The following is a 21,400-nucleotide window of genomic DNA, read 5'->3' as shown; positions in this document are numbered from 1 at the left end:
GCATTTGATCGTATGGCAAGGCGAACCAACGACGCTAGACGGTCAAAGGCAAATCCGTCTCAATGGAAGTCCCGGCTGCCATCGAGTGCCCCGGCCATGCGGCCCAGCAGCGGCGTCAGGTCCTTGAAGCGCTGGGCCACCAGGTGGCGCACCACGAAGGCTTCGCCTGCAGCATCCTTTCCTTTTTCTTCATCCTCACCATGCCGGCTGCATTGCCACACCCCCTGCACCGCCAGCAGGCGTGAGCGCAGGATGGCATCGCGCCACTGCTCCACCATCGCTGGCCAGACGATGACGTTGACGGGGCCGGTCTCGTCCTCCAGCGTGACGAACATGGTGCCCTTGGCCGAGCCCGGCCGCTGGCGCACGGTGACGATGCCGCAGGCGCGCACCAGCCGGCCATCGGGCACGTTGCGCAGCTGCAGCGCCGTGAGCAGGCGCCAGCGCGCAAGCCGGTTGCGCAGCAGCGAGAGCGGGTGGCGGCGCAAGGTGAGGTCGGTGGCCGCATAGTCGAACAGAATCTCCTCGCCTTCAGGCGCCTCGGGCAGCTGCAGCGGGACCTCGTGCACGGGCACGTCGCGCAGCAGCGCCGGTGCGGTGTGCTGGGCAGACGCGTCCCACATCTGCTGGCGCCGGTGGCCCGAGAGGCGGGCCAGCGCATCGGCCGCGGCCAGCACCTGCATGTCCTGGTGGTTCAGGCGCGCGCGCAGGGCCAGGTCTTCGGTGCTGGCAAAGGGGCCGCCCTGCACGCGGGCCTCGACCAAACGTTCTGCCGCGGCTGTCTCCAGGCTGCTCACCAGGCGCAGGCCCAGGCGCACTGCGGGCTGGGGCAGCGGTGGTGCGGGCAGGCCTTTGGCGGGTTGCAGCATTTCGGGCGTGCCCTCCAGCGTGCATTCCCAGTCGCTGCAGGTCACGTCGATGGGCAGCACGCGCACGCCATGGCGCCGTGCATCCTGCACCAGTTGCGAGGCGGTGTAGAAGCCCATGGGCAGCGAGTTGAGCAGCGCCGCCAGAAAGCAGGCGGGCTCGTGGCATTTGAGCCAGCTGCTGCTGTAGGCCAGCAGGGCAAAGCTGAAGGCATGGCTTTCGGGAAAGCCGTACTCGCCGAAGCCCAGCATCTGCTTGAAAACGCGCTGGGCGAAATCCAGCTTGTACCCGTTGTCCACCATGCCGTCGATCAGCCGCTTCTCGAAATGGTGTACCCCGCCCGTGCGTTTCCATGCGGCCATGGACCGGCGCAGCGCATCGGCCTCGGATGCGGAAAATTTGGCGGCGATCATCGCGATCTGCATCACCTGCTCCTGGAAGATGGGAATGCCCAGCGTGCGCTCCAATGCCTCACCGAGCTCTTCACTCTCCAGCTTCAAGGGCTCGCCCTTGCGCTGCTTTTCGCGTGCCTGCAGGTAAGGATGCACCATGCCGCCCTGGATGGGTCCCGGCCGCACGATGGCGACCTCCACCACCAGGTCGTAGAACACCTTTGGCCGCAGGCGCGGCAGCATGCTCATCTGGGCGCGACTTTCGATCTGGAAGACTCCCACGGTGTCGGCTGCGCAGATCATGTCGTAGGTGGCAGGGTCTTCGGCCGGCACCTGGGCCAGCGACCAGCGCTCGCCGCGCAGATCGGCGCGCAGGTTCAGGCAGCGGCGCAGGGCGCTGAGCATGCCCAGGGCCAGCACATCCACCTTCATGAGGCCCATGTCGTCCAGGTCGTCCTTGTCCCACTGGATGATGGAGCGGTCGACCATGGCGGCGTTCTCTACCGGCACGATGCGCGTGAGCAACCCCTGCGTGAGCACGAAGCCCCCCACATGCTGGCTCAGGTGGCGCGGAAAGCCCTTGAGCTGCACCGACAACTGCAGCCACAACTCGGCGGTATGCAGGCTGATGGGTTCGCCCATGTCCTGCGCCATCTCCTGCAGGCGGTGCGCCGCGAATTCCTCGTCGAACCAGTGGTGCTCCTTGGCAAACGAATCGACCAGTGCGGCAGGCACGCCCAGGGCCTTGCCCACGTCGCGCAGCACGCTGCGGGTGCGGTAGCTGGTGACCACGGCGGCAATGGCGGCACGGTCGCGGCCGTACTTGGTGTAGACGTACTGGATGACCTCTTCGCGTCGGTTGTGCTCGAAGTCCACGTCGATATCGGGTGGCTCCTTGCGCTCCTTGCTGATGAAGCGCTCGAACAGCAGCTTGGTGCGCTCGGGGTCCACCTCGGTAATGCCCAGGCAGTAGCACACGGCGGAGTTGGCGGCAGAGCCGCGGCCTTGGCACAGGATGCCCTCGCCGCGCGCAAAGCGCACGATGTCGTGCACGGTGAGGAAGTACATCTCGTACTTGCAGTCGGCGATCAGCGCGAGCTCGCGCAATATCTGCGCCACCACCTTGTCCGGCACGCCTTGCGGGTAGCGGCTGCGCGCGCCCTCCCAGGTCAGCCAGGCCAGGCCCTCCGCAGGCGTCATCCCCTCAGGCACAGCCTCCAGCGGGTACTGGTACTTGATCTCGTCGAGGCTGAAGGTGCAGCGCGCCGCAATCTCCAGCGTGGCCGCGAGCAGCTCGGGCGGGTAGATGCCGGCCAGGCGCACGCGCTGGCGCAGGTGGCGTTCGGCATTGGGCTGCAGCGCAAAGCCGCATTCGGCCACGGTGCAGCCCTGGCGCACGGCGGTGATCACGTCCTGCAGCGGCTTGTGCGAGCGCAGGTGCATGTGCACGTCGCCCGCTGCCACCAGGGGCACACCGGTCTGGCGCGACACCTGCTGCAAGGTGGCCAGCCACAGGTCGTCGTCGGGCCCGAGCAGCAGCTCCACCCCCAGCCAGAAGCGCTGGCCGAAGCTCGCCTGCGCCTGTTCCACACAGGCCAGCAGTGCAGCGGTGTCCATCGCATGCTGCACGCTGCGGTCGGGCATGAGCAGCAGCTCGCAGTGCTGCAGCTGGGCCACGTCGGACACCGGCCCCAGCTCGTAGGTGCCCTTGGGCGCGGTGCGCCGCGCGGCGCTGATGAACTCGCACAGATTGCCCCAGCCCTCGATGTTGCGCGGCAGCGCCACCAGCCGAAAGCCGGGGTATACGAACTCGCTGCCCGGTATGAACTGCAGGCCCAGCGCCTTGGCCGGGCCATGGGCCCGTACCACGCCGGCCACCGAGCATTCGTCGGTCAGCGCCAGGGCCCGGTAACCCAGCTCGGCCGCGCGCGCCACCAGATCCTGGGGCTGCGAGGCGCCGCGCTGGAAGCTGAAGTTGGAGATGCAGTGCAGCTCGGCATAGTCCGGCAAGGCCAGCGGTGCGGCGGGACTGACTGGTGGGCGATCAGGAAGGGTATGGGTCATGGTGGGTTTCCATCACGCATACAGGCCTTGCAGGAACCAGCGGTCGCGCGACGCCCCCGCAGGCGCATGCGCCAGCCGTTCGCGAAAGATCCAGACGCGTCCGGCCACAGGGCTCAGGGCCACGAAGTAGTCGCGCTGCACCAGTCCGCTGCGGCTTTCCGGAGGCTGGCTGCCATCGTTCTCACCTGTTGGTTGGGCGCAGGCCCCCTCCTCCCACCAGGCGGCATCGAAGCGGTGCGGCCCGGCCAGCAGGCTCAGCGGGCCCTGGTAGCACGGCCGGTGGCCCCGCATGTCCAGGCGCTGCGGGGTGCGCAGCAGCCAGGTGGGCCACAGCACGGCCTCGGGCGCATGCGCTGCGTGCGGCACCTTGGCCACAGCGGTCCCCGACGCCGTGCTCGCCATGGGCTGCCAGCGCTGCATGCATTCGGGCCGGTGGTCTGCGAGCAGGGTGACGGACTGCACCTGCCCGGCCCCCAGGCGGGCGGAGAGGCGCTCGACCAGTTGGTGCCAGGCCTCGCCCTCCTGGTCACCGGCGGCCGACGATCCGTCGGGCGGCAGCAGGTGGGCACTGGCATGGGGCAAGGGCGCGGTCTCCAGCGCGCGCAGCGTGATCTGGTTGGCCGGCGCAGCCAGGGGCGTGCGCGCCAGGTTCTCGGCCAGCAGGCGGCGCAGGTGGGCCAGTTCGTGCGTGGGCTGGGCGGTGCGCACGGGCAGTGCATGCCAGGGGGCAATGGGCACGCCATCGACCCGGCGCAGGTCGTGCCGCCAGGCCAGCTCCAGCGCCAGCACGCCCTGCTGGCGCGCCTGCAGCCAGGCCTGCAGGGCAGAGAGCAGGCGGCTGGCAGACCACAGCAAGGCGTCGGCCGAGGTGGCGAGCGCGGGCAGCTCGGCCGTCAACTCGAAACGCTCGGGCAACTCCACCCAGGCGTGGTTGTGGGCGATATGGCCGTAAGCCCGGTCCAGCGCCAGCAGCACGGCCGCGCCCAGACGCCGGGCCACGCCGTCGCGCGGCAGCGCGCGCAAGGCGCCCCAGGTGCGGCAGCCCATGCGTGCCAGGCTGGGCAGGTGCGGGTGCAGCGCCGTCAGGGTATGCAGCGGCAGGCCATCGGGCAGGTGCCTGGGCAGGGGCTGGCCTGCCAGCTGCAGGCGCAGCAGGGCCAGGGCCTGCAGCGAGGTGGGCGCCTCGGCAAAAGGGGTTGGGCATCTGGCGGCAGGGCATTCCTGCGGCACAGGTCCATGCGATGGGTTGCCCGTTGCCGCGGGCGGTTCGGCGGGCCATGGCGGGCTGCGCAGCTGCAGTTGTGCCAACAGTGCCTCGCGCCCGCCCCACAGGCGTTCGGTGGCCGAGACCTCCAGCAACAAAGCCTCGCCCTCCACGCTCGCCACGCGCGGCGTGAACTGCAGCGCCCACCAGAGCGCATGCGGGGCCTGCGGCAAGGGCTGGCGCGGCCCGGCTGTGGCCGACAGCAATGCCACGCCAGGGTCGGTATGGCTGTCAGTGGGGGTTGGCGGCAACGGCCATGCGATCCAGTGCATGCTGCACACCTCCTCCTGGCAGGCGATCCCGCCACGCCGCCAATGGCAGCACCACGGCAGGCCGGGCTGGCTGCTGTGGGGCGCGCCGCCCCTCCCCGCGTGCTGCCGACGCGGCCAGCACCCGGGCCAGCGCCGCATGGCTGGCAGGCAGCGCCAGGGGCTGCTCCATGGGCGGCCCACGGCGCTTGAGCACCTGCACCTGCATCTGCGCGCCACCCGAGCCATCGACGGCCTCGACCCACAACCGCAGCGGCGCGGGAGAGGCCTGCTGGCGCGCCCTGGCCGGGCGGAACACCCACAGCAGCTGCCCCATCTGCGCAGCCGCCAGCTGCAGCCGCCTCAGCGATTCGGGTGCCGCCTGGGGCAGCCAGGCCAGCACCGCCTGCACGTCGCGGCAGCGCAGCGCCTGCTCTGCCGCCCACAGGGCCTGCGCTGCAGAGGTGGTCTGCACGCGGCACAGCCGCGCCGCATCCAACCCACCCGCACGCAGGGCCGGTGCAAACGGTTCATAGGGCGGCGCCACCAGCACCACGGCCCCCGGCCGCGCGGCCGTGGCCTGGGCCAGGGCTGGCAGCACCAGTCGCCACACATGCAGGCCCGCCGCCGGCTGCAGCACCTCGGTCATGGCGCCCACAGGCCAGCCCCCGCCCGGCAACTGCGCATCGAGCCCTGCATGCCCCGTGGACTGCACCCGCGCCGCACTGGACGTGCCCAGTTGGTCGGCCAGCCACACGCCTGCCAGGCGCGGCGGTGCGCTGGCAGCCAGGGAACGGAGGGGGACGGCGGACATGAGAGGGGCAAATGAGGGACATGCGCAGAGGTCAGGCGACGGCGGAAAACCGCTGCGGACGCACCAGGGCCCTGGTCAGGGCATGCCTGTGCATGGAGCCCGGGATGAAAGCCGAATACTGTGTTTTCATCCAGTTATCGTACCCGATTCCGGGCCACGTGGTGGCTTTTCAGAGCATTCCTGCAGGTCATTGGCACCCGCCAGAGCTCTGGCCCAGGCTGCGCGGGCTTCATGGCCCACCACGGCAGAAAACTCGGGGGAAAGGATGATGCGGGGGAGATAAGCAATGGCAAGCCGTTGCACCCTCGCTTGCAGCGTCAGCGCGAACACGCTTGCGTGCAATGGCGGCCCGGAAATGACAAAAGGCCTGCAGAATTGCTTCTGCAGGCCCTGCCAATAATGGTCGGAGCGGCGGGATTCGAACTCGCGACCCTCTGCTCCCAAAGCAGATGCGCTACCAGGCTGCGCTACGCTCCGACAGCTCGTATTCTAACCCGGGAAATTTCGGGTTCTGACCAAATGCGCGCTTTTTTTGAATTTTTTGCAGCGACTGCATCGGACCAGGGTTCCATCGGCAGTGCTGTCATGCATCCAGGGCGATGCAAACTGCGGCGATGGGGGAAACTCAATCAATCAACAACCAACGGGAAACTCACAAAGGCGAACCAGCAGCCACCAGCGCACGGCCACCTGCGTGGCCGCATGGCGGCAGGCAATCAACGGCTCGACGGGCCTGGGCCGCGGCCGGCCAGGTGGCGGAAGGTGATGCGGCCCTTGGAGAGGTCGTAAGGCGACATTTCCAGGGAGACCTTGTCGCCCGCCAGGATGCGGATGTGGTGCTTGCGCATCTTGCCGCCGGTGTAGGCAATCAGCTGGTGACCGTTGTCCAGCGTCACGCGAAAGCGCGAGTCGGGCAGCACTTCGGTCACGGAGCCTTGCATTTCAATCAGTTCTTCTTTGGCCATGTTCTCTTGTCTTTTCAAAAATCAAAAAATCTGGTGATCGGCGCCTGAACGCTGGGGCATCCACCACGGCCTATGCAGCGTGGTCGGGCTCGACACACGGTGCATTGCGGGCGGTGGGAGTCGCTGCACCCGGGGCGCAGATCAGGCAGAGGGCCGGGGAGACGGCTTCATACGGATTTGCATTTGACCGTGTAGTCAAGCGGGAGCCGCAGACAGTGCTGTAGCACGGCAAGGCGAACCAACGACGCTACACGGTTAAAGGCAAATCCGTATCAATGGACAGGCAGAGCGCTGTGCATAGCCTGTCGATTGTACCGCGATGTACCGGGGCTTGCCTATGGGACGTGGCGCAGCGGTGTCGCGGGACGGCACCAGAGCCTCTCCAGCGGCCCCCAGAGCCCCTTCAAGCAGCCGTATCCTGGCCCTGCACGGCCACCGCCAGGGTGCGCACCAGGTCGGTCTGGGTGATGATGCCCACCAGGTACCCGCCCTCGTCGACGATGGGGATGTGGTGGTGCCCGCCCTGCGAGAACAGGGGCACCAGGTCCATGGCATGCTGGCCCACCCGGGCCACCTGCACGGGGTGCGACATGATCTCGCCCACGCTGGCGGGCTGGCCGCTGCGGCCCTTGACGAGGGCGCGCAGGCGCTGGCCCAGGCCCTCGTGCAGGTCGAGGTTGGCCAGGCGCATGAAATCGGCCACCGTGACGATGCCAAGCACCTGCCGGCCCGCATCCACCACGGGCAGGGCCTTGATCTTCTCGCTGCGCATCAGGGTCCACGCATCCTTGAGGGAGATGCCCTGCTCCACCGCCATGGCCGGCCGGGACATGATGTCCGCGCAGCGCACCTCGCCCAGCGTGCGCTGGAAGGCCGCGCGGCCCGCCAGTTGCAGCAGGCCTTCCAGGTCGGCGCGGCTCACGTCCAGCACCTGGTTGTAGTGCGCCAGCGCCGCATCCACGTCCGATGCGGCAAAGGCGCCCTTGGCCACGGCGGTGCGCGCAGGCGATTGCTGCGGATGCGGGTAGCTGCGCCCGGTGAGGCTGTTGTAGACCACACCCGCCAACAACAGCACCAGCACATTGAAGAGAACAGGAAACGCCGCCAGGTGCAGGCCGTCGCCCGCCGTGAGCACCACGTACAGCGCCATGGAACCACCGGGCGGGTGCAGGCAGCGCAGCGGCACCATGAGCGCAATGGCAAGGCCCACCGCCAGCGCACCGGCCAGCGCCGGGTCGGGCACCAGTGCGGCACACACCGCCCCCACCATCGCCGACAAGGTGCTGCCGCCCAGCACCGGCCAGGGCTGGGCCAGAGGGCTCGACGGCATGCCGAACACCAGTACGGCACTGGCCCCCAGCGCGCCCAGCATCCAGGGCCCATGGGCATGGCCGCCGCCCGCCCACCAGCGGCTGAGCACCGCCGTCAGGAAGATGCCCAGCACGGCACCCACGATGAAGCGCAGGCGTTCGCGGCCATCGATGCCCAGCGGGGCCGGCCAGAAATGGCGCAGCCAGCGCACGATGCGCACGCGAGGCGGCAACCGTGCCGCCGCGCGCGGAGCGGACGAAGAAGTGGGATCGGGCGCTGGCGCCGGAGATGGGGGGATGGAGGACGGGGGTGGTGCAGACATGCAGCCGGCCATTGTGCCGGGTGGCGATTTGCCGCGCACCAACCGGGTGCAAACCCGCTGCTGCCAAGGTGGGCAAAGGTGTGGACTATGCTCGAAACTACCTAGCGTTCGCCCCCAAACCGCTGCACACAGTCCTAAAAACATGCTCTATACTGCATGTACACCGCATTGAATGCAGTTTACTTCACACTCATTGTCGCCATGGAGGGTCTGAAAACAAGGCCCTCATGGAATACGCCCGCGAGCCCATGAAGGACGCCAGCTGCCAGCGCCGGTACGGGTAAGCCATAGGTTTTCACACGGGGGCTTGGAGTTAAATTACTTTAAGCCTAAACAAAGGAGACACTCCCCATGACCACTCGCCGCCTTGTCATCAGCCGCAGCGCAGCCCTCGTCGGCGCCGCATCCACCGGCCTGCTGCTGCCCTCAATCGTGCGCGCCCAGAGCGGCAAGGTGCGCGTGGGTTTCATGCTCCCCTACACCGGCACCTTTGCCCAACTGGGCGTGGCCATCGAGAACGGCGTGCGCATGGCCATCGACCAGCAGGGCGGCAAGCTCGGCGGGCGCGAGATCGAGTGGTTCAAGGTGGACGATGAGTCCGAGCCCAGCAAGGGCGTCGAAAACGCCAGCAAGCTGGTGCAGCGCGACAAGGTGGACGTGCTGATCGGCACCGTGCACTCGGGCGTGCAGATGGGCATCCAGAAGGTGGCGCGCGACACCGGCGTGCTCAACCTGATCCCCAACGCCGGCGTGCATGCCGCCACCCGTGGGCTGTGCGCGCCCAATGTGTTCCGCACCTCGTTCAGCAACTCCCAGCCCACGCTGGCCCTGGGCAAGGCGATGGTGGACAAGGGCCACAAGAAGGCCGTCTGGATCACCTGGAAGTACGCCGCGGGCGAAGAGGCCTTCGAAGGCTTCAAGCAGAGCTACACCGCGGCCGGCGGCACCATCGTCAAGGAACTGGGCCTGCCCTTCCCGAACGTGGAGTTCCAGGCGCTGCTGACCGAGATCGCCGCGCTCAAGCCCGATGCCGTGGCCTGCTTCTTCGCCGGTGGCGGCGCCGCCAAGTTCATCAAGGACTATGCAGCGGCCGGCCTCAAGGACAAGATCCCGCTGTACGGCTCGGGCTTCCTGACCGAAGGCGTGCTCGATGCGGCCGGCCCTGCGGCCGACGGCATCATCACCACCATGCACTACAGCGATTCGCTGGACACGCCGCGCAACAAGCAGTTCCGACTGGAATACGCCAAGGCCTTCCGCAGCCAGCCCGACGTGTACGCCGTGCAGGGCTATGACACCGGCCTGCTGCTGGTGCAGGGCGCCAACGCCGTCAAGGGCGACCTGGCCGCCAAGCCGGTGCTGTACAAGGCGCTGGAGAGCGCCGTGATCGACAGCCCACGCGGCAAGTGGACCATGAGCAAGGCCCACAACCCGGTGCAAGACATCTACCTGCGCGTGGTCGAGAACAAGGAAAACAAGGTCGTCGGCGTGGCTGCCAAGGCTCTCTCCGACAGCGGCGCCGGCTGCCGCATGGCCTAAGGCCACTACACACCTGGCGCAGCGGCGGGCCCAGGCCTGCCGGGCGGAGCGCTGGCCCTGCTGGTTTTGACACAATGGCAGCGCCTGCCAACGCGGCAGGCCAGTCCTTCGTGCGCCCGGACCTTGCGGCCACCCCCCTTGGATCACCCTCTTCCATGACACTCAGTACCTACTTGCTCTACCTGGCCGCCGTGGCCTTGCTGGTGCTCTCGCCCGGCCCGACCATGCTGATGTGCATGACCACTTCGCTGCAGCACGGCCCGCGCAAGGCCATCGTGGCCGCCGCCGGTAGCCTGACGGCCGTGCTCGGCACCATGCTGCTGTCGGCCCTGGGCCTGGGCGCCCTGCTGGCAGCGTCCGAGACCGCGTTCTGGGTGCTCAAGGCGGCGGGCGCCGCCTACCTGATCTGGCTCGGTATCAAGACCTTCCGCAGCAAGAGCACGGTGTTCGACCAGATGCCCGAGGGCGCCACCGCAGCGCCCGCCGTGCCCGCGCACCGGCTGTTCGTGCAGGGCCTGATCGTGGGCGGCAGCAACCCCAAGGCCATCCTGTTCTTCACGGCCTTCTTCCCGCAGTTCCTGAACCCCACGCTCTCCTTCGCGCCGCAGTTCGCCATCCTGGCCGCGACCTTCGTGGCGTTCGAGTTCACGGTGCTCACTCTGTGCGCTTTGGGCGTGGCGCGCCTGGCCCCGGCCCTGCGCTCGGGCAACCGCATGCGCTGGTTCAACCGCATCTCGGGCGGTCTGTTCACCCTGATGGGCACCCTGCTGCTGGCCACGCGCCGCGCGGCCTGACCCCGCCATATCCACCTGCCGCACGCCATGGACTTCGCCACCTTCCTGATACAGTTGCTCAACGGCGTGCAGTACGGTCTGCTGCTGTTCATGCTGGCGGCCGGCCTCACGCTGATCTTCGGGATCATGGGCGTGGTGAACCTGGCGCACGGCAGCTTCTACATGCTGGGCGCCTACCTGGCGTACTCGCTGTCGGGCTATTTCGGCAGCCTCACGCTGGCCATATTGGGCGGCGCGGTGCTGGCCGTGGCCTTCGGGCTGGCGCTCGAGTGGCTGCTGTTTCGCCACTTCTACCAGCGCGACCACCTGGACCAGGTGCTGCTCACCTTCGGGCTGATCTACATCTTCGAGGAGCTGCGCTCCATCCTCTGGGGCGACGACGTGCACGGCGTGGCCATCCCCCAACTGCTGGACTGGTCGATCCCGCTCACCGACACCCTGTCCTACCCGGTGTACCGCCTGTTCATCTCGGGCGTGTGCATCGTGCTGGCCATCGGCCTGTACCTCCTGATCTCCAAGACCCGGCTGGGCATGAAGATCCGCGCCGGCGCCTTCAACCGTGACATGGCCGAGTCGCTGGGCGTGAACATCAAGCTCATCCACGCCATCGTGTTCGCGCTGGGCGTGGGCCTGGCGGCCATGGCCGGCATGGTGGCGGCGCCGGTCTCCAGCGTCTACCCGAACATGGGCTCCTCGGTGCTCATCATGTGCTTCGTGGTGGTCGTCATCGGCGGCATCGGCTCGGTGCGCGGGGCCCTGATCGCGGCGCTGCTGGTGGGCCTGGTGGACACCTTCGGCAAGGTGCTGCTGCCCTCCGTGGCCGGCATGCTGGTCTACATGCTGATGGCAGCCGTGCTGCTGTGGAAACCCGAAGGTCTTTTCAAACAATGACAGTCGTTCCTGTGATCCTTGCCCTGCCAGCCCCCCGGAGGCCCGCATGAGCGCCCCCCGCACCAACCTGGAGGTGCTGCCGCGCAGCGTGCAGTTCGTGCTGCTGCTCGGGCTGGTGGCGCTGCTGGCGTTTCCGTTCGTGGGCAGCGACTTCTATGTGCAGATGGTCACGCGCATGATGATCATGGCCATCTTCGCGATGAGCCTTGATCTGCTGCAGGGCGTGACCGGCCTGGTCTCGCTGGGCCATGCGGCCTACTTCGGCGTGGCGGGCTATGCGCTGGCCTTCCTGACCCCGGCCGATGCGCCGGTGAGCCTGTGGTGGTCGCTGCCGGCCGCGGTGGCGGGCTCGGCCCTGGTGGCGCTGTTCATCGGCTTCTTCGTGGTGCGCACGCACGGCATCTACTTCATCATGGTGACCATGGCGTTCGCGCAGATGGTGTTCTACCTGTTCTTCGACAACAAGATCCTGGGCGGCTCGGACGGCATCTACATCAACCTGCGCCCCGATGCCTCGGTGTTCGGCTGGCTGCCGTTCGACCTGGAAGGGCGCCGCACCTTCTACTACTTCACGCTGGCGCTGGTGGTGCTGGTCTACGCGGGGCTGCGCCGCCTGCTGTGGAGCCCCCTGGGCCGGGCGCTGGCGGGCATCCGCGTCAACGAGCACCGCATGCGCGCCATGGGCTTTTCCACCCAGGGCTACAAGCTCACGGCCTTCACCGTGGCCGGTGCGCTGGCGGGCCTGGCTGGCTACCTGTGGGGGGCGCAGACGGGCTATGTGAACCCCGAGCTCATGGGCTTTCACATGAGCGCGCACGCCATCATGATGGTCATTCTGGGTGGCATGGGCAATTTCGCGGGGGCCATCGTCGGCGCCTTCGCGTTCGAATATTTGCTGCACGTGTTCAAGGACATCACCAAGCACTGGCAGTTGCTCATGGGCAGCTTCATCGTGCTGGTGGTGCTGGTGGCGCCGCGCGGGCTGCTGGGCATGCTGGTGCGCCTGCGCGCAGCCAAGGGAGGCACGGACCATGGCTGAGCACGAAGTCCTGCTGTCGGCCCACAAGATCACCAAGCGCTTCGGCGGCCTGGCCGCCGTCAACGGCGTCTCGGTGGACCTGTGGCGCGGCCGTATCCATGCGGTGATCGGGCCCAACGGCGCGGGCAAGTCCACGCTGACCAACCTGCTCTCGGGCGACCTGCCCCCTACGGCCGGCCAGATACGGCTGGGTGCCACCGAGGTGACGGGCTGGGCGCCCGAGCGCATCTCGCGCCAGGGCCTGGGCCGCAGCTACCAGAAGACCAACATCTTTCTGCCCTTCACCGTGCACGAGAACGTGCGCCTGGCCGCCCAGTCGCGCGACCCGCAGCAGCCCTGGAACCCGCTGCGCTGGTGGCGCGACACGCGCGACCAGGGTCCGTACAACCGCGCCAGCAGCGAACGCGTGGACCGGGCCATCGAACTGGCAGGCCTGCAGGCGCGGCGCGATGCCGTGGCCGGCACCATGAGCCACGGCGAGCAGCGCCAGCTCGAGATCGCCATGACCCTGGCCACCGAACCCCAGGTGCTGCTGCTCGACGAGCCCCTGGCCGGCATGGGCGTGGCCGAGGCCGAGCGCATGGTGCAGTTGCTGCTGCGCATCAAGCCGGGCCACGCGATGATGCTGGTGGAGCACGACATGGACGCCGTGTTCGCCCTGGCCGACCATCTGACGGTGATGGTCAACGGCGAGGCCATCGCCAGCGGCACGCCGCCCGAAGTGCGCGCCGACGCCAACGTGCAGGCCGCCTACCTGGGTGAGGAACACTGACATGGCACAGCAGCAAAACACTCCCCTCATCGAGGCCCGCGGCCTCAACACCTTCTACGGCGCCAGCCACATCCTGCACGGGGTGGACTTCACCGTGGGCCAGGCCGAGACCATCGGCCTCATGGGCCGCAACGGCATGGGCAAGAGCACGCTGCTCAAGTCGCTCATGGGCTTGGTCAAGCCGCGCTCGGGCAGCGTGGCCGTGGCCGGGCACGACACCACGGGCCGACCACCCTACGAGGTGGCACGCTTGGGGATCGCCTATGTGCCCGAGGGGCGCGGCATCTTCGGCAACCTGAGCGTGGTCGAAAATCTGCAGATGGCCGCCCGCGCCGGCACGCGCGGCCAGCGCGACTGGACCTACGAGCGCGTGCTGGAGACCTTTCCGCGCCTCAAGGAGCGCCTGGGCCACGGCGGACAGCAGCTCAGCGGCGGCGAGCAGCAGATGCTGACCATCGGCCGCGCGCTGATGACGAATCCCGACGTGCTCATCCTCGACGAGGCCACCGAGGGCCTGGCCCCGCTGATCGCGCGCGAGATCTGGCGCATCTGCAGCCTCATCAAGGCCAGCGGCATCAGCAGCGTGATCGTCGACAAGAACTGGAAGCACGTCACCCAGATCACCGACCGCAACGTCATCCTGGTCAAGGGCCAGGTGGTGTTCGAGGGCAGCTCAGAGACCCTGTGCTCCCAGCCGCAGTTGCTGGAGCAGCACCTGGGCGTTTGACACAACCGCCCTCTCCCGGTGCGCGGGACCCGTCTCGTCTTGCCTTAGCATCCGGCGGTCCACCCGCCCCGCCAAGCTGTCCATGTCCCCTGCCCTCGCCGTCTTCCTGTTGCTCCTTGCCGCCCTGGTGCTGACCAACGTCTGGGCCACGCGGCGCGTGCTGCGCAGCCACGAGTTCGGCAACCGCAAGGCGCTGATGGTGATGGGCATCTGGATCCTGCCCTTCCTCGGCGCGTTCATGGCGCGCTACCAGTTTGCGCCGCCAGAGGATTCACGGCCTGCAGCATTGGCCTTGCCGGTCCAGGGCGGCGAACAGCCCCCGGCGCCGCAGGTGCTGCGCATGGCCGGCCTCGAACCCTTCACCGTGCGGGACCACCTGAGCGCCCCCGCCGGCCTGCCCCTGATGGACTGGCAGGCACTCGACCACTGGGCCGGACAAGCCCCCACCCCCGAAGCCACCACAGAGGCCATCGCCCTGGGCCGCCGCGCCTGGCTGCTGCACCTGCGCGATGCGATTGGCCCGCACATGCACCTGCACGAGAGCGCGGACGTGCACATCCTGTCCCCTCTGGAGCCGCCAGTGGCACAGGCCATGGCGGGCTACGTCACCAAAACGCGCCAGCGCATCGCGCGCGTGCTCGATGGCGTGGCCCGCTTCAACCCAGGCGAGAAAAGCGTGCTGCTGGTGCTCGAGAGCGAAGAGCTCTACTACCACTACGTGGGCCAGTTCTACCCCGATGGCGGGGAGTTCGCCTTCAGCGGCGGCATGTTCATCCACAACGGCTGCCCGCACTTCGTGGTGGTGCAGGCCGACCTGTCCACCATCGAGCCCGTGATCGCGCACGAGCTCACGCACAGCGCCCTGTCGTACCTGCGCCTGCCCACCTGGCTCGATGAAGGCTTGGCCGTGAACACCGAGCACCGCCTGACAGGCGCGCGCCGCCCTGCCCAGACGCCGCAGGCCATGCACCAGCGCCACCTGGCATTCTGGAATGCCGAGCGCGTGCAGGAGTTCTGGTCGGGCGACTCGTTCCACCGCACGGACGATGGCAACGCGCTGTCGTATGACCTCGCCCGCATCGCGGTAGAGCAGTTGGCGCGCGACTGGCCCGCATTCAGCCGGTTCGCAACCAGCGCCCGCCGCGGCGATGCAGGCGCCGAGGCTGCGGCCAGCGCACTGGGCATCGACCTGGGCAGTTTCGTCGGCGCCCTGGTGCAGGCATCCGAGGACTGGGCACCGCGCCCCGCTACTTGGCCAACACAGCCCGCACAACAGGCTGCATACCTACATTTTTGAGCGCCCGCCATCAGTAGAATGGCCCGCACCCCTTTCCAAGGATGTTCCCACAGTGTCTGACAGCCTCGCCGTTCTCCCCCAGTACCTGATGCCCAAGCAGGCCATGACCGCCCTGGCGGGAAAATTCGCCTCGGCCCGCCTGGGGGGACTGACCACCGCAGTCATCCGCGGCTTCGTGTCCCACTACCAGGTGAACATGGCGGAGGCGGCCAATCCGGACATCGCGGCCTATGCCTCGTTCAACGACTTCTTCACCAGGGCCCTGCAGCCCGGCGCGCGACCCCTGGCCGATGCCGACCTGGTCTGCCCCGTGGACGGTGCCATCAGCCAGTTCGGCCCCATCCAGAAGGACCAGATCTTCCAGGCCAAGGGCCATTCATACTCCACCACGGCACTGGTGGGCGGCGATTCGTCGCTGGCTGCGCGCTTTGACGATGGCTACTTCGCCACCCTGTACCTGAGCCCGCGCGATTACCACCGCATCCACATGCCCTGCGCAGGCCAGCTCACGCGCATGGTGCATGTGCCCGGCGACCTGTTTTCGGTGAACCCGACCACGGCGCGCGGCGTGCCCGGCCTGTTCGCGCGCAACGAGCGCGTGGTGTGCTTCTTCGATTCGGCCCACGGGCCCTTCGTGCTGGTGCTGGTGGGCGCGACCATCGTGGGCAGCATGGCCACCGTCTGGCATGGCCAGGTGAACCCGCCGCGCACCGGCGTGCTGCGCCACTGGGACTACCCGGCCGGCCAGGTGTCGCTGCAAAAGGGCGAGGAAATGGGCCGTTTCCTGCTCGGCTCCACCGTGGCGATGCTGTTCCCCAAGGGGCCGTTCCAGTTCAACGCCGAATGGGCTCCGGCGCGTCCCGTGCGCCTGGGCGAGGCCATGGCGCAGTACCCAATGGAATAATGCCTCCGCGCAGGCGTGCCTGGCTTGCCCCCAGAGCTGCCGCCTCCTGCGGCTGCACCGGGACGCAAAGCAATCCGGGCAGTGCTTTTCAGATCCTGTCTGGAACGCGCGCGAGATGGAAGGCCGTGGGCGCCAGCCGAAGTGCATCGGGATGCACAGGCGATTCGTGCCCCACAAGGTAGACCATCATGGCGTCGCGGCGCACCACGATGTGGCTCACCGTCTCGCGGCTCAACCCCAGGTGCACGAAGGCGCCGGGCTTGAACAAGGGCATGTAGTAATAGGCCGCTGGGTCCACGAGGGTGCGGCTCCTTCCGCAATGGTGGCCAAGGGGCGCACCTGCGGCCCTGCGAGGACCGCTCGGCCCATGGTAGCACCTATACCCGTTCAACAACGGCCCTGTCGGCGGTAAAGCTGCGCAGCTCAGCCCTTGGCGCGCGCCTGCGCAAAGGCCAGCGCCGCCTCCAGCATGCGTTTCAGGTGCGGCTGCACGCCGGCCGCCACCTCGGGCAGGTAGTCGAAAGGCAGGGCTTCCTGCATGTAGCTGCACTGCGTCATCTCCAGCTGCACCGCATGCACGTTCTGCGCGGGCTGGCCGTAGTGGCGCGTGATGTGTCCGCCCTTGAAGCGGCCGTTGAGCACGGCGGCGTAGCCGGGTGCGGCCTGCGCAATGGCCAGCAGCTCCTGCGCCAGCGCTGGGTCGCAGCTCTCGCCATTGGCCGTGCCCAGGTTCAGGTCGGGCAGCTTGCCTTCGAAGAAGCGCGGCAGCACCGAGCGGATCGAATGCGCATCCCACAGCACGGCCACGCCATGGGCAGCACGGATGCGATCGAGTTCGGCGCGCAGCTGCGCGTGGTACGGCGCCCAGATGGCATCGCGGCGCGCCGCCACCTCGGTGTCGTCGGGCACGTCGCCCCGGGTGTAGATGGGCGTGTCGTCGAAGGTGTCCACCGGGCACAGGCCGGTGACGCTCTGGCCCGGGTAGAGGCTGGCGCCATCGGGCGGGCGGTTCAGGTCCACCACGTAGCGCGAATGCGTGGCCACGAGGATGGATGCGCCCATGCCTTTCGCAAAATCGTACAGGCGCTCCAGGTGCCAGTCGGTGTCGGGCACTTGGCGGCATTCGTCGGTGAAGCGCGCGGCGATGGCCGGTGGCACGTAGGTGCCCACATGCGGCATGGAAATCAGCAGCGGCGCGGTGCCCTGGTGGAAGGTGAAGGCGGGTTGGGTGGTGACGGTCATGGCGTGGGTTTCAAGGGACGCTTTTCAGAATTCTTCATTGTGGCGCGATGGTTGCCGCACGGGCCTTGGCAAAGGCAGCAGCCGCACTCTCATGCAAGGCATGGCGGCCGGCGGCAACCCGCTGCACGCCGCCCACCCACAACTGCTGCAGCGCACTCGTGCGGTGGCTGCCGAACACATGGGCCGAGAGCATGGATTCCACAGGCAGCCCGGCCAGCGCAATGTGCGCCGGGTCCAGCACCGCGAAATCGGCCTGCTGGCCCACGGCCAGGCCCGCCACAGGGCGGCCCGATGCCTGCGCCCCACCCTGCACGGACGCGAGCCACATGGCGGTGCCTACCTGGGGCTGCGCCGCGCTGGCCAGCACATTGCGCTGGCGCAGCGACAGGCGCTGGCTGTACTCCAGCATCAGCAATTCCTCGGCCGCATTCACGCAGGCATGGCTGTCCGAGCCCACACCCCAGGCACCGCCATGGCCCTGCCAGAGTGGCATGTCGAAGATGCCGTCGCCCAGGTTGGCCTCGGTGGTCGGACAGATGCCGGCCACCGCGCCGCTGCTCGCCGCATCCGCGTACTCCTGCGGCGTCATGTGCGTGGCATGCACCAGGCACCAGCGGGCATCCACCGCCACGTTGTCCAGCAGCCACTGCACGGGGCGCTGGCCGCTCCAGGCCAGGCAGTCGTCCACCTCCTGGGTCTGCTCGGCGATGTGGATGTGAATGGGGGCGTGGGCATCGATGGCGGTGAGGCCGTGCACGGCAGCAGCCAGGCTGTCGGACGGCACGGCACGCAGCGAGTGCGGCGCCAGGCCCAGGCCAGCACCCTGCGCCTTCGCCAAGGGGGCCAGGCGCTCCAGCAGCGCCAGCATGTTGTCGGTGCTGCGGATGAAGCGGGCCTGGTCCGCACGCGGCGGCCTGGCGCCAAAGCCGCTGGTCTGGTAGAGCACCGGCAGCAAGGTGATGCCAATGCCCGCATTGCGCGCCGCGCGCAGCAGCGCCAGCGACAGCGTGGCGTCGTCGGCATAGGGCCGGCCATCCCGGTCGTGGTGCACGTAGTGGAATTCGCAAACCGAGGTGTAACCGGCCTCCAGCATCTCCACGTAGAGCCAGGTGGCAATGGCCTCCAGCGACTCGGGCGTGATCTGCGCCGCAAAGCGGTACATGAGGTTGCGCCAGCTCCAGAAGCTGTCCTGGCTTTCTCCGCGGTACTCGGTGAGGCCCGCGAAGGCGCGCTGGAAGGCGTGCGAATGCAGGTTGGGCATGCCTGGCACCACAGGCCCCAGCGCACGCGGTGCGGCGCCGGCCGCACTGCCCGGTGTCACGGACTGCAGCCGGCCCGCAGTGTCCCACTGCAGCAGCACGTCGCGGGCCCAGCCATCGGACAGCAGTGCGTGTTCGGCAAACAGCATGGTGTTGGCGCTCATGCAGCCACCTCCAGGATGGTGGCGAGCGCGTCGGCGAAACGCGTGTTCTCCGCCTCCGTACCGATGGAGACGCGGATGAAGGTCTCGAAGCCCAGCTCCTTCCAGGGCTTGGTGATGAGGCCGCGGGCCAGCAGGGCCTCGTTCACCGGGCCATTGGGCCGGCCGATGTCCAGGAACAGGAAGTTGGTGGCCGAAGGCGCAATGCGAACGCCCGCCAAGGCCTGCAGGCGCCCCAGCAACACGCCGCGCAGGCGCACGGTCTCGGCCACGCTCTGGCGCATGAAGGCCTCGTCGCCCCAGGCCGCCAGCGCCGCAGCCTGGGCCGCGTGGTTCACGTTGAAGGGCGTACGCACGCGGTCGAGCAATTGCACCAGGGCCGCGTCGCTGGCCAGGCCGTAGCCCACGCGCAGGCCCGCCAGGCCCCAGGCCTTGGAGAAGGTGCGCAGCACGATCCATGGCGCGGCACGGCCACGCAGCAGGGCCAGCACGTCGGGGTAGCTCTGCGCATGGCAGGCGTACTCGTAGTAGGCCTCGTCCACCACCAGCAGCGTGTGCGCGGGCGTGGCCGCAAGCAGGCGCTCGAATTCCTGCGCCGTGAACATGCAGCCCACGGGGTTGGAGGGGTTGGCCAGCATGGCGATCTTGGGGCCGCGCGCCAGGGCGGCGCACCAGGCATCCACGTCGAAGCCGAGTTCGGGCGTGAGCGCCAGCAGTTCGACCTGCGCGCCCATCATGCGCGGGTAGATCTCGTGCAGGCCGAAGGCCGGGCGTTGGGCCAGCACCCGGTCGCCCTGCGACAGAAAGGACTGGCACAGCATCTGCAGGATGTCTTCGGAGCCATTGCCGACGACGATGCCCTCGGGCGCCACGCCCGTGCGCGCCGCGATGGCGGCGCGCAGCGCGGTGCAGTTCGCGTCGGGGTAGGTGCCCACGCGCGCCGCCAGGTCCACCAGCGCGCGCGCCACGGCGGGGCTGGCGCCATAGGGGTTCTCGTTGCTGGCCAGGCGCGCGATCTCGGTCACGCCATAGCGCTGGCGCACGGCCTCTGACGAGAGGCCGGCGTTGTAGGCGGGCAGCGGGGGTACCTCGGGGCGGGCCAGGGCCAGGGTGGCGGAGACAACAGCAGCGTTCATAGGTCGAATACCTTGCCGGGGTTCATGAGATGGAGGGGGTCCAGCGCCTGCTTGATGGCGCGCATGGCGGCCAGCTCCGCCGGGGTGCGGCTGGCTTGGAGGTAGGGCTTCTTGTGCAGGCCGATGCCATGCTCGGCAGAGACGCTGCCGCCAAAGGCCGCCACCTGGGCGTACACCAGTGCCTCGACCGCAGCCTCGTCACCGCCCACGGTGGAGGCGTCGGTGGACAGGTGCAGGTTGCCGTCACCGATATGGCCGAAGAACACGGTAAGGTGACCAGGCCAGCGTGCGGACAGCGCGGCACGGCATTCCTCGGCGAAACGGCCGATGTCGGCCTGCGGCAGGCTCACGTCGAAGTTGATTGGGGGGTGCATGTGCGCGGGCAGCTCGGCCGTGGCCTCGCGGATCTTCCACAAGGCTTGCGCCTGGGCCTGCGACTGGGCGATGGCGGCATCAATCGCCTCGCCCGCCTCCATGGCCTCGCCGAGCACTTCTTCCAGTGCGTCGCGCAAACCGGCTTCGTCCTGGCCGCCGACGTCGATGAGCGCAGCAAACGGGTGCGGCGCCTCGAACGGCTCGCGCAGCGTCTGCCAGCGCAGCGAGGCCTCGACGAAATCGCGCCACATGAGTTCGAAGGCCGACAGCGCGCCCGGAAAGCGACCCTGCAGCCGGGCCAGCAGCGCCAGCGCCGCATCGAAATCCGGCAGCGCCACCAGCGCGGTCGCCTTGAAGCGCGGCAAGGGCCGCAGGCGCAGCAGCGCGCGCGTGACCACACCCAGCGTGCCCTCGGCGCCGATGAACCACTGCTTGAGGTCGTAGCCCGTGTTGTTCTTGAGCATGGGCCGCAGCATGGGCAGCAGCGTGCCGTCGGCCAGCACCACCTCCAGGCCCAGCACCTGCTCGCGCACCATGCCGTGCTGCAGCACGCCGTTGCCGCCGGCATTGGTGGACACGGCCCCGCCCACCTGGGCCGAACCGCGCGCACCGAAGTCCACGCCGAACTGCAGGCCCACGGCGAGCGCGGCCTCCTGCACCGCCTGCACGGTGGCACCGGCCTGCACGGTGAGCGTGGCAGAGCGTGCATCCACCGCCTCGATGGCGTTCATGCGGTCCAGCGACAGCGCCACCCCGCCCGCACAGGGCACGGCCGCCCCGGCCAGCCCCGTGAGGCCGCCCTGCGGCACCACGGGCACGCGGTGGGCATGGCACAGGCGCAGCAGGGCCGAGACCTCCTCTGTGCTGCGCGGGCGCACCAGCGCCAGCGGTGGCACGGGGGCGGTGCCGCTCCAGTCGGTGTGGTGGCGCGGGGGCACGGCAGCGCCCACCTGCACGCGGTCGGCGCCGAGCGCATCGACCAGCGCTGCCAGGAATTCGCTGTGGGTAGCCATGGGC

The 21,400-nt window shown here is 68.5% G+C and carries 18 protein-coding genes and 1 tRNA gene; 8 read left to right on the top strand and 11 right to left on the bottom strand.

Annotated elements, in window-relative coordinates; genetic code table 11:
* Window positions 1-59: 59 nt before the first annotated feature.
* The 6 genes from ACSQ9E_RS07425 to ACSQ9E_RS07400 all read right to left on the bottom strand — a co-directional run bounded on the left by ACSQ9E_RS07425 (window position 60) and on the right by ACSQ9E_RS07400 (window position 8,247).
* Window positions 60-3,323, bottom strand: coding sequence for an error-prone DNA polymerase (locus ACSQ9E_RS07425; RefSeq protein WP_436217326.1), 3,264 nt, complete (start codon window positions 3,321-3,323; stop codon window positions 60-62).
* A gap of 12 nt (window positions 3,324-3,335) precedes the next feature.
* The gene (locus ACSQ9E_RS07420; RefSeq protein ID WP_436217325.1) at window positions 3,336-4,859 is read right to left on the bottom strand and encodes a Y-family DNA polymerase; all 1,524 of its coding nucleotides are present in this window, start codon (window positions 4,857-4,859) and stop codon (window positions 3,336-3,338) included.
* Complete coding sequence (gene imuA, locus ACSQ9E_RS07415) at window positions 4,819-5,649, bottom strand: translesion DNA synthesis-associated protein ImuA (protein ID WP_436217324.1); 831 nt, start codon at window positions 5,647-5,649, stop codon at window positions 4,819-4,821. Before imuA ends, ACSQ9E_RS07420 begins: the two co-directional genes overlap by 41 nt.
* Before the next feature lie 400 nt (window positions 5,650-6,049).
* A tRNA-Pro gene (locus ACSQ9E_RS07410) sits at window positions 6,050-6,126 on the bottom strand.
* Between the two features lie 239 nt (window positions 6,127-6,365).
* Window positions 6,366-6,614 carry a translation initiation factor IF-1 gene (gene infA, locus ACSQ9E_RS07405; RefSeq protein ID WP_007856902.1) on the bottom strand — a complete coding sequence of 83 codons (249 nt, stop codon included), beginning with the start codon at window positions 6,612-6,614 and terminating at the stop codon, window positions 6,366-6,368.
* 403 nt (window positions 6,615-7,017) lie between these two features.
* A complete protein-coding gene (locus tag ACSQ9E_RS07400) occupies window positions 7,018-8,247 on the bottom strand; it encodes an HPP family protein (RefSeq protein WP_436217323.1) in 1,230 nt (409 codons plus the stop codon).
* A 351-nt stretch (window positions 8,248-8,598) separates the two neighbouring features.
* Here ACSQ9E_RS07400 and ACSQ9E_RS07395 point away from each other — a divergent pair, with 351 nt between their 5' ends.
* From ACSQ9E_RS07395 to asd, 8 genes are all read left to right on the top strand, one after another.
* Window positions 8,599-9,786, top strand: coding sequence for an ABC transporter substrate-binding protein (locus tag ACSQ9E_RS07395; RefSeq protein WP_436217322.1), 1,188 nt, complete (start codon window positions 8,599-8,601; stop codon window positions 9,784-9,786).
* A gap of 155 nt (window positions 9,787-9,941) precedes the next feature.
* Window positions 9,942-10,580, top strand: a complete 639-nt coding sequence (locus tag ACSQ9E_RS07390; RefSeq protein ID WP_436217321.1) for a LysE family translocator — start codon at window positions 9,942-9,944, stop codon at window positions 10,578-10,580.
* A 27-nt stretch (window positions 10,581-10,607) separates the two neighbouring features.
* Entirely contained in the window at window positions 10,608-11,471 is an 864-nt protein-coding gene (locus tag ACSQ9E_RS07385) for a branched-chain amino acid ABC transporter permease (RefSeq protein ID WP_436217320.1), read from the top strand.
* A gap of 46 nt (window positions 11,472-11,517) precedes the next feature.
* Window positions 11,518-12,510 (top strand): branched-chain amino acid ABC transporter permease, encoded by a 993-nt coding sequence (locus ACSQ9E_RS07380; protein ID WP_436217319.1) that lies wholly within the window; start codon window positions 11,518-11,520, stop codon window positions 12,508-12,510.
* On the top strand, window positions 12,503-13,282 hold the full coding sequence (locus ACSQ9E_RS07375) for an ABC transporter ATP-binding protein (protein ID WP_436217318.1): 780 nt from the start codon (window positions 12,503-12,505) through the stop codon (window positions 13,280-13,282). Before ACSQ9E_RS07380 ends, ACSQ9E_RS07375 begins: the two co-directional genes overlap by 8 nt.
* Window position 13,283: 1 nt before the next feature.
* Window positions 13,284-14,009 (top strand): ABC transporter ATP-binding protein, encoded by a 726-nt coding sequence (locus ACSQ9E_RS07370; RefSeq protein WP_436217317.1) that lies wholly within the window; start codon window positions 13,284-13,286, stop codon window positions 14,007-14,009.
* An 82-nt stretch (window positions 14,010-14,091) separates the two neighbouring features.
* Entirely contained in the window at window positions 14,092-15,306 is a 1,215-nt protein-coding gene (locus ACSQ9E_RS07365) for a hypothetical protein (protein WP_057203810.1), read from the top strand.
* A 52-nt stretch (window positions 15,307-15,358) separates the two neighbouring features.
* Window positions 15,359-16,210, top strand: a complete 852-nt coding sequence (asd, locus tag ACSQ9E_RS07360) for an archaetidylserine decarboxylase (RefSeq protein WP_436217316.1) — start codon at window positions 15,359-15,361, stop codon at window positions 16,208-16,210.
* A gap of 88 nt (window positions 16,211-16,298) precedes the next feature.
* On the opposite strand, the gene ACSQ9E_RS07355 is transcribed toward asd, so the two are convergent.
* From ACSQ9E_RS07355 to ACSQ9E_RS07335, 5 genes are all read right to left on the bottom strand, one after another.
* Window positions 16,299-16,508, bottom strand: coding sequence for a hypothetical protein (locus ACSQ9E_RS07355; RefSeq protein WP_057203812.1), 210 nt, complete (start codon window positions 16,506-16,508; stop codon window positions 16,299-16,301).
* Between the two features lie 125 nt (window positions 16,509-16,633).
* A complete protein-coding gene (gene hutG / locus ACSQ9E_RS07350) occupies window positions 16,634-17,452 on the bottom strand; it encodes an N-formylglutamate deformylase (protein ID WP_436217315.1) in 819 nt (272 codons plus the stop codon).
* A 34-nt stretch (window positions 17,453-17,486) separates the two neighbouring features.
* Entirely contained in the window at window positions 17,487-18,875 is a 1,389-nt protein-coding gene (locus ACSQ9E_RS07345; RefSeq protein WP_436217314.1) for a formimidoylglutamate deiminase, read from the bottom strand.
* Window positions 18,872-20,008: a histidinol-phosphate transaminase gene (locus tag ACSQ9E_RS07340; protein ID WP_436217313.1), complete on the bottom strand. Its 1,137-nt coding sequence runs from the start codon at window positions 20,006-20,008 to the stop codon at window positions 18,872-18,874. Before ACSQ9E_RS07340 ends, ACSQ9E_RS07345 begins: the two co-directional genes overlap by 4 nt.
* Entirely contained in the window at window positions 20,005-21,396 is a 1,392-nt protein-coding gene (locus ACSQ9E_RS07335; protein WP_436217312.1) for an FAD-binding oxidoreductase, read from the bottom strand. The genes ACSQ9E_RS07340 and ACSQ9E_RS07335 overlap by 4 nt, the downstream gene beginning before the upstream one ends.
* Between the last annotated feature and the right edge of the window lie 4 nt (window positions 21,397-21,400).

The organism is Acidovorax sp. LjRoot118, assembly GCF_964253575.1.
Taxonomy (GTDB): Bacteria; Pseudomonadota; Gammaproteobacteria; order Burkholderiales; family Burkholderiaceae_C; genus Acidovorax.
Note: the sequence above shows the minus strand (reverse complement) of the source record. Positions and strands in the feature narration are given on the sequence as shown.

Bases quoted from the DNA above. Each gene is read 5' to 3' on its own strand.
- ACSQ9E_RS07425 (WP_436217326.1), bottom strand. From the start codon at position 3,323: ATGACCCATACCCTTCCTGATCGCCCACCAGTCAGTCCCGCCGCACCG.
- ACSQ9E_RS07420 (WP_436217325.1), bottom strand. From the start codon at position 4,859: ATGCACTGGATCGCATGGCCGTTGCCGCCAACCCCCACTGACAGCCAT.
- imuA (WP_436217324.1), bottom strand. From the start codon at position 5,649: ATGTCCGCCGTCCCCCTCCGTTCCCTGGCTGCCAGCGCACCGCCGCGC.
- infA (WP_007856902.1), bottom strand. From the start codon at position 6,614: ATGGCCAAAGAAGAACTGATTGAAATGCAAGGCTCCGTGACCGAAGTG.
- ACSQ9E_RS07400 (WP_436217323.1), bottom strand. From the start codon at position 8,247: ATGTCTGCACCACCCCCGTCCTCCATCCCCCCATCTCCGGCGCCAGCG.
- ACSQ9E_RS07395 (WP_436217322.1), top strand. From the start codon at position 8,599: ATGACCACTCGCCGCCTTGTCATCAGCCGCAGCGCAGCCCTCGTCGGC.
- ACSQ9E_RS07390 (WP_436217321.1), top strand. From the start codon at position 9,942: ATGACACTCAGTACCTACTTGCTCTACCTGGCCGCCGTGGCCTTGCTG.
- ACSQ9E_RS07385 (WP_436217320.1), top strand. From the start codon at position 10,608: ATGGACTTCGCCACCTTCCTGATACAGTTGCTCAACGGCGTGCAGTAC.
- ACSQ9E_RS07380 (WP_436217319.1), top strand. From the start codon at position 11,518: ATGAGCGCCCCCCGCACCAACCTGGAGGTGCTGCCGCGCAGCGTGCAG.
- ACSQ9E_RS07375 (WP_436217318.1), top strand. From the start codon at position 12,503: ATGGCTGAGCACGAAGTCCTGCTGTCGGCCCACAAGATCACCAAGCGC.
- ACSQ9E_RS07370 (WP_436217317.1), top strand. From the start codon at position 13,284: ATGGCACAGCAGCAAAACACTCCCCTCATCGAGGCCCGCGGCCTCAAC.
- ACSQ9E_RS07365 (WP_057203810.1), top strand. From the start codon at position 14,092: ATGTCCCCTGCCCTCGCCGTCTTCCTGTTGCTCCTTGCCGCCCTGGTG.
- hutG (WP_436217315.1), bottom strand. From the start codon at position 17,452: ATGACCGTCACCACCCAACCCGCCTTCACCTTCCACCAGGGCACCGCG.
- ACSQ9E_RS07345 (WP_436217314.1), bottom strand. From the start codon at position 18,875: ATGAGCGCCAACACCATGCTGTTTGCCGAACACGCACTGCTGTCCGAT.
- ACSQ9E_RS07340 (WP_436217313.1), bottom strand. From the start codon at position 20,008: ATGAACGCTGCTGTTGTCTCCGCCACCCTGGCCCTGGCCCGCCCCGAG.
- ACSQ9E_RS07335 (WP_436217312.1), bottom strand. From the start codon at position 21,396: ATGGCTACCCACAGCGAATTCCTGGCAGCGCTGGTCGATGCGCTCGGC.